This window comes from Haloglomus irregulare, assembly GCF_007421925.1.
GTDB classification, from domain to species: domain Archaea; phylum Halobacteriota; class Halobacteria; order Halobacteriales; family Haloarculaceae; genus Haloglomus; species Haloglomus irregulare.
This window is the reverse complement of record NZ_QMDX01000023.1, coordinates 20,827-27,554: the sequence shown is the minus strand read 5'-3', so window position 1 is coordinate 27,554 and position 6,728 is coordinate 20,827. Positions and strand designations below refer to the sequence as shown.

The following is a 6,728-nucleotide window of genomic DNA, read 5'->3' as shown; positions in this document are numbered from 1 at the left end:
GCTGGCTGTCGACGAAGTTGTCTGCAACGCCGTCGCCGTCAGTATCGAGTGCGCCCGAGTCGGCGTCGAGCGTGGCGATTCGGTAGGTGCCGGGGAGATTCAGCGCGTCCGGATTGTCCGAATCCTGAACGAGATTGAACTCCTCGGCTTCGAAGGTGTCGTCGCCATCGACGGTGATGTCGGTGACACGGATGTAGTTGCCCTCGTCGCGGGCGTAGATGACGACTTCCTCGACACCGGGGGAGGTGGTGCCGTTGATGTCGACCTCCGAGCCGATGACGTACGAGCCGGTGGGGTTATCCAGAGTGATCTGGCCTTCAGTGACCTCGAGGGTCTGCTCGTCGGCCTCGACACCGGTATCGAAGTCGCTGTCGGTCAGGTCGCCGATGTCCTCGTCAGCGTCAAGATCGATGTCAGCGGGGCTGAACAGGGTGACATCGACGCCGGTGTCATCCAGTTCGGCGGTTTCGATCTGGCCGACGCCCTCACCGTCGTCGATTTCGACCAGCGCGACGGGGTCGCCGTTGAACGTACCGGTGTCGGCGGTATCACCGACATCGCGGAAGACGGCGGCGGCGGTGCCGCCGTCGCGGAGGTCATTAGCATCGATGCGGACGGGGTGGACGTCGCCTTCGTCAGCCCCCTGGATGTCGAACCGGACGTTTTCGCCCTGGACGGCGGTGTCCTGGTCGAGCTCGAGGATGGCGTCGTCCTGGGCGGAGACCTCAAAGGTGGCACTCTGCTCGGCGGCGCCGAAGTCGAGGTCGTCGCTGCCGGCGACGGTGACGGTGTACTCCTCACCACTTTCGAGTTGGCTGAGATCGATGACGAAGCTGGCCACGTCGGCAGTGTCGTTAGTGGCGGACGAGCGGGTGGCGAGCGCCTGGCCGGTCACGTCGAGGCCGGATTCGTCTTCGACGGTGACCTCGAGTGCCTCAGAGACCTGGAAGTTGTATTCGGCAACGACGGTGAGCTCGTCATTGCTATTGGAGACGATGCCGTCGGAGACGTCATCACCATTTTCGTTGTTGATGTCGAGGCTGGAGACGCGGGCCGTCTGCACCGTCAGGCTCGTGCCGGTGCCCGTGGTCGCGGAGTCATCGTAGGAGCCGGTGGGCTGGTCCCGCGGGATGGGGTCTTGCAGCGGGACGCCTTCGTTATCGCCGGAGCTGCGTTCGAAGACGGCCACATTGAGCTGGGTGCCCGCGCCGTCGGTGATAATAAAGTCATCTTCGCCCTGAAAGAGCGTGCCGCCCGGTCTGACGAGACGCTCGGTAACTATAGCGAAGCCGCCAGTTTCAGTGCTGACAGAAGGGTCCCGCTGGAGTGAGGCGGTGTACTCTAATATAGCAGTAGTAGTTGAGATACTACTGGTGTCATGAGTCAGCGTGACAGTAACTGTGGCATTGGTCTGGCTCCCACCGGTGCTCCCAATATCAATCTCGATAGTATCGCTGTCCGGTTGACGGACGTCAGTTGCGCTAGCGGCTCCCTCAACAGTGACGTCACTGGTGTCATTAGTGGAAATAGACGTTGGCACCGACGAAGCGCTCCCGATGTCAAGTACGATGGTTTCGGTGGTGCTGGCTGCGTCTGTGTTTATATCGAACGATACTATCTGTGTTGCACTGGAGTCGCCAGCTTGAACATCCGAAGCCTGCCCGTTGTCAATGACACTCACCCTAGCGGCTGCTGGCTCCGTGATGGCCACCGTGCCGGCGAAGACCGACATGATCATCAGCACTGTGAGGAACAGGCTGCGACGTTTGTCGCGTGGTGCTGTCATGGTTGAGCTTAGTTCGTGTTGGGTGTGGACATCAACGCTCTGCCCTGTCGCCCCGGTTAAATACAGGATACACGCTTGCTGATTCCACCGTTGGGTAGGTGTACACGCTTGAGAATATCGGATATGGTAAGTACTTTGTGTGCCAGAACGGCGGCTAACAGTTCCTAAGCCGAAAATTCACCTAATTCGAGGCGAAGACCCCATCCTCAACAAGCCGGGCGATGGTCCCCCGAATCAAATAGGGTATGCTGATCCCTCTACCACGGTGATTCCGACTCAACTGAAACAAAGTACCAGAAGACACCCCACGCGGAGGCGGCAACACAAGCGGGCGATAATTGCGGGAGGCAAATACTGAAATCTCCGAGCCGCAGCTTCTATCAGAGAGCCACGGCCGTTAGCGCGGGCGCGACGGCCACGCGGACCACACTGCCGGCGGGGGGCCAGCACTCGGCGGCGGCTTGAGGCAAGTGACGAGGAGCCGGGGCTGGGCAGGGGTGAAAAAATTAAAACCGCAAGCAGGAGGCGTTAGGCTTCGTTGAAGGCGCTGATCACGTCCAGCACGTCTCCATCCTCAACGCCCTCCTCGCCCTCGTTGAATGCGCTGATGGCATTCAGCACTTCATCGTCCTGGATGCCGGGCTCGCCGTTGGTATCGAACCGTTCCACCGGGTCCGATGCGGGCTCGTCCTGCACGGTGACATTCAGGGTCAGCTCATCATCGTTCGAGCTGAAGACGTGGGTGAAGTTACCGGTGCTGAGCGACTCCGTATCCGAGGCTGCAACCTCGAAGGTGACCTCCTGAGAGGCACTAGCGTTGAGTTGGACATCTTCCTCAGTCGCGCTGACCTGGCTGATGCCAGTCGAGTCTTCGAGATTGTACGTGATGTCCTGCGTTCCAGCAGCGTCACCTTCGTTGGTGACGTTCACCGTCGCACTGAAGGACTCGTTTTGGACGATCTCGGTCGGCCCCTCAACAAAGTCAACCGTGAAGTTGGCCGCAGCGGGTTCGACCGTGTTGATCGTGACGCTGCCGGAGTTATCGTTCGCGATCCCGACAACATCGAAGGATTCACCAGCCGTGTCAGCACTGACCGAGAGCTGCGCCTGCCCGTTGGCGTCAGTTTCGCCGTCTTCGATGTCACCGGTACGGCTTGCACCAGCGTCGCTGGCGCCGTTGGTGACCGACCACGTGACGCCCACACCGGAGCGGGAGACAGCGTTGCCGTCGGCGTCGACCAACTGCAGCGTGGCATTTGCGGTCGTCGTGCCGTCAGCCACAAGCTGGTCGTTATCAACAGTAACATCCACGCCGTCGATCGGCGCAGAGAACGTCTGCACGCTCGAGCCAGTACTCACCGGCTCGTCGTTCGTGTTCACTGCGGTGAGCGTGTAGTCGCCCGACTCGCTGTTCGACGGAGTGAGCGCCTTACTGTCGCCGTTGGCGATGTAGCCAATCCGGATGGGAGCAGTTACACCACCTTCGGGGCCGGCCACACTATCAGTCTCCTCTTCACCAATGTTGGTGAGGCTGTTCGGTCCATTTGCGGTTAGGGTCGTAGCGCCTTCACCGACTTCTGCGTCAGCTGCGACCGTGTCGTTAAGCACTGCGACAAGGACTTCCGCACCGTTCGGATCGTCAGCCGTCGGGTTGCGGGCGTCCGTCACGACAGTGTACTTGCCAGCATCCATATCGAGCTCGCTGATGCTCGCGTCCCGGTACGGAAGCGTTTCGAGACCGGGATCTGCGTCGACATTCGCTGCATCGTTGACCAGCAGCGATGCCGATTCGGTCGCGTCGGTCGTGACATTCGGACCGGACGCACTGCCGTAGTAGTTGGCGAGTGCCGTCACGTCATCGTTTGTGGTGTCAGCCGTGTCGATGCCGACGTTGTTGTTGACAATGTCGTTGAAGTTGGCGACTACTGCCCCGTCACTACCAACATCAATACCAGTGGTGCTATCGGAGATGGTACTCCGGACAACGTTCACTTGATCGCCACCAAATCCGCTAGAGACAGCGACACCAGTACCGTAGCCACTGATTTCGCTGTCCTGAACGGTAACAATACCTTTCGTGTCGGTATCGGCGCTGACTGCCGTTCGGTCTTCGTTACCAACGAACACGTTGTCTGACAGTGTCAGAGGGTCAGTGGCAGAGCCGCCGAATGGAGCATTTAGATCGAAGTCAGTTCCTGTACCGGCGTCTGAGGAGTCGAACGTGAATCCGCTGATTACGAGCCTATCATCAGAAGTACCGGGGGGGTTGGCGAACTTAGCGTCAATATCCCAGATATCGTCATTGTCATTCGCAGGGGTGAAGACAGTCTCTTCGGCTCCATTTTCGGAGCGGATGAAGAGAGTTTTGGCTCCGTGAATTGTTTCGCTGCCAAGCTCAAGCCCCTGATTGCTCAGTTCGTACGTTCCGGGACCGACAGCAATGCCAAGCTCTTCACCAGTGTTGCCACCAGACGAGTACCTTCTAGCGTCAGCCAACGCGAAGCTGAGAGTACCGTAGACATCGGCCACATCGGCACTACTCGGTGCAGTGGTCTGGAGGCTGGTGTCCGAATTAGCCGGGTCTCCGTCCTGGAAAAGCACGGCTTTGTCGAGAGCGTTAGCCGACCGGAACGTCTCAACATCGAAGTCACTGGCCAGCGCACGGATGTGGTAGCCATTATTGGTCAGCTCGTTGCTTTCGATGGTCGCAGACGTGTGCCCATCGTCGCCACCATACGAACTAACATCACTCACATCGATGGCTGCACTGAACCCATTGATACTGTTTTGCGAAACAGTTGCGCTAAACTCATCGCTGCCGCCATCACTTAGTGCGACACCGGTGTGGAAGTTTGGATCCGGACCACTGAATGAGCTAGTATTAATCTCGTTTCCGGTGACCTCCACGACAGAGCTTGAGCTGCTGCCGGCAGAGATGATCTCAATACCACGTTCCTTCTGGCCATCTAAGAACGACGGTGAGGGATTCGACTCAGGATTGTCTTCGATTGTGATCGTGTTATCCTCAACCGTCAGCTCAACACCGTCCCCGTTATCGGCGATCTCGCCGACGAGGATGCCGCTTTCAGCGTTGACGATCTCATTGTTGGAGATATCGACACTTACTGCAGAGCTGTCGCCCTGAAGTGTATCGATATCAACCGCATCGTAATTGTTGTTATTGTCTACCTCAGACTCAAACAGATTGTCCGTTATTGTCAGCCCGTTAACGGTTGCGAGATCAGCGACGGTATATGTACTCGTAGTACCATCGCCAGCACCGAGGAACTCGTTATTAGTGATCGACAGGTCAGTAGTAGTACCACTAGTGGTGATCGGGGTGTTACTACCAATCTCTTCGAACACCAGTCCGTCGACAGTCACCGAGCTGGCTCCACTGCCAGTATTGAGGACAGTGGTGTCAACCACAATAGATGCGTTTGCGCTATCGGCGGTCAGCGTTACGTCGCTGCTACCCCCGAGATTGATAGTGGACGCACCGTCGTGGCTGCCGGCGACGAGGATTGTCGTCGCGCCATTCTCGAAGTCACCCGTCCCGCCTGCTGCATCTAGATCGCCGACGAGTTCGTTGTTACTGCTACGAACCACGTCGCCGTTATTGTCGTCAATCGGGACAGCGTACTTGTCGAACGTGTTGCCGTTCGACTGGAAGATCGCGTTCAGGTCTTCATTACCTGTCGCGTCGGCAACGTGGATGTTGTTATCACCGAAGGTATTGTCGGTCACCGAGAGGGTGGTGTCAACGCTAACATCAAGATCAATGGCAGTCCCAAGGGCATCGAATTCAGTGTTCGATACTGTGAATTCGCCGCCCCCTCCATCATTACTCAGGCTAATCCCATCGTTGGCCGTGGTGTCACCGCCATCAGTCAGACTACTATCCTCAATGGTGAGGTCGGCGCCATCGTCTGCCGTAATGTATGCGCTATTACCATCGTCATCACCATTTTCGAATGTAACGTTTGAGAGAGTCAGACTCTCGCTACCACTATCATCTAGGACTACCGCTGTTTGAGCGTTATCTGACTGGTCGAAGGTGATATCCTCAATCTCAACATTTTCCGCGTCAGCGGTGAGAGTGTAGCCTGAATTTCCGTTTTCGAAGGTTACGTCTGAATCACCAAGCGGAGTGATCCGTGTGTTGGCATCAGTAATATCACTACTGTCGAACGTGTAGGTCCCTTCGTTTGGCCGGATCTCGACCTGATCACCAGTTGAACCGTCACTTAGGTCATCAGAGGTGGGATCATTTGCCTCGCTGATAGCTTCAGTGAGACTGGCTTCGGTAATTGTGGTGCCAGTGTCGAGGTTCTCAACCTCAACCGTGGCGATGCTGAATGGGCCAACTGAGTCGATCTGTGTCGTCTGGAAGTTGCTGTCAAAGTCGCCAGGGTTGGCACCCGCCATACGAACCGTATACTCCAGCTCGTTGGCCGTCGTAACGCCTGAAGTATCAATTCCTTGCAGTTCGAGTTGGTCGTTAGTTTGGGTGCCCAGATTGACAGTATCAGACCCAGTGCTCGAGGTGTCGAGGACAAGTTGAACCTCCTCAGCTTCGTTATCGAAGTTTGAGTAGGCAATATTATTGTCCTCATCATTCGCGACTATCTCGGCGTTACTGAGATCTGCCCCAGCGTCGGAAAGGTCACTAACGTCGATTTTCACCGCAGTCTGATCGTCATCAGTATCCTTAACCTCTAGATCTGTACCATCAATTAGTGATTGCGATGCATCGGAACTGGCTCCAGGGATGTTGGCAGGCGAGCCTGATTTGTCGAGAGAGGCTGATCCAGCATCAGCTGCCGCAGCCCCAGCGAATATTCCGGTGACAGTCAGCAACGCAACTATCACCACAAGGCCGACGCGAGCCTGTGAACGCAACCCACTCATGCTGTTACCTCCTCGTGCGGGCTAGCCGCAC

1 protein-coding gene and 2 pseudogenes are annotated in these 6,728 nt (G+C 57.0%); all 3 read right to left on the bottom strand.

Features of this window, described 5'->3' with window-relative positions:
• Nucleotides 1–1,189, bottom strand: a pseudogene (locus tag DP107_RS17965) (HVO_2072 family ArtA-dependent S-layer glycoprotein); the annotation flags it as partial.
• Nucleotides 1,190–1,696: 507 nt separating this feature from the next.
• Nucleotides 1,697–1,786 (bottom strand): annotated as a pseudogene (locus DP107_RS21565) (surface glycoprotein); the annotation flags it as partial.
• Between the two features lie 528 nt (nucleotides 1,787–2,314).
• Nucleotides 2,315–6,697: a beta strand repeat-containing protein gene (locus tag DP107_RS17960; protein WP_144263486.1), complete on the bottom strand. Its 4,383-nt coding sequence runs from the start codon at nucleotides 6,695–6,697 to the stop codon at nucleotides 2,315–2,317.
• Nucleotides 6,698–6,728: the final 31 nt, after the last annotated feature.

Bases quoted from the DNA above. Each gene is read 5' to 3' on its own strand.
- DP107_RS17960 (WP_144263486.1), bottom strand. From the start codon at position 6,697: ATGAGTGGGTTGCGTTCACAGGCTCGCGTCGGCCTTGTGGTGATAGTT.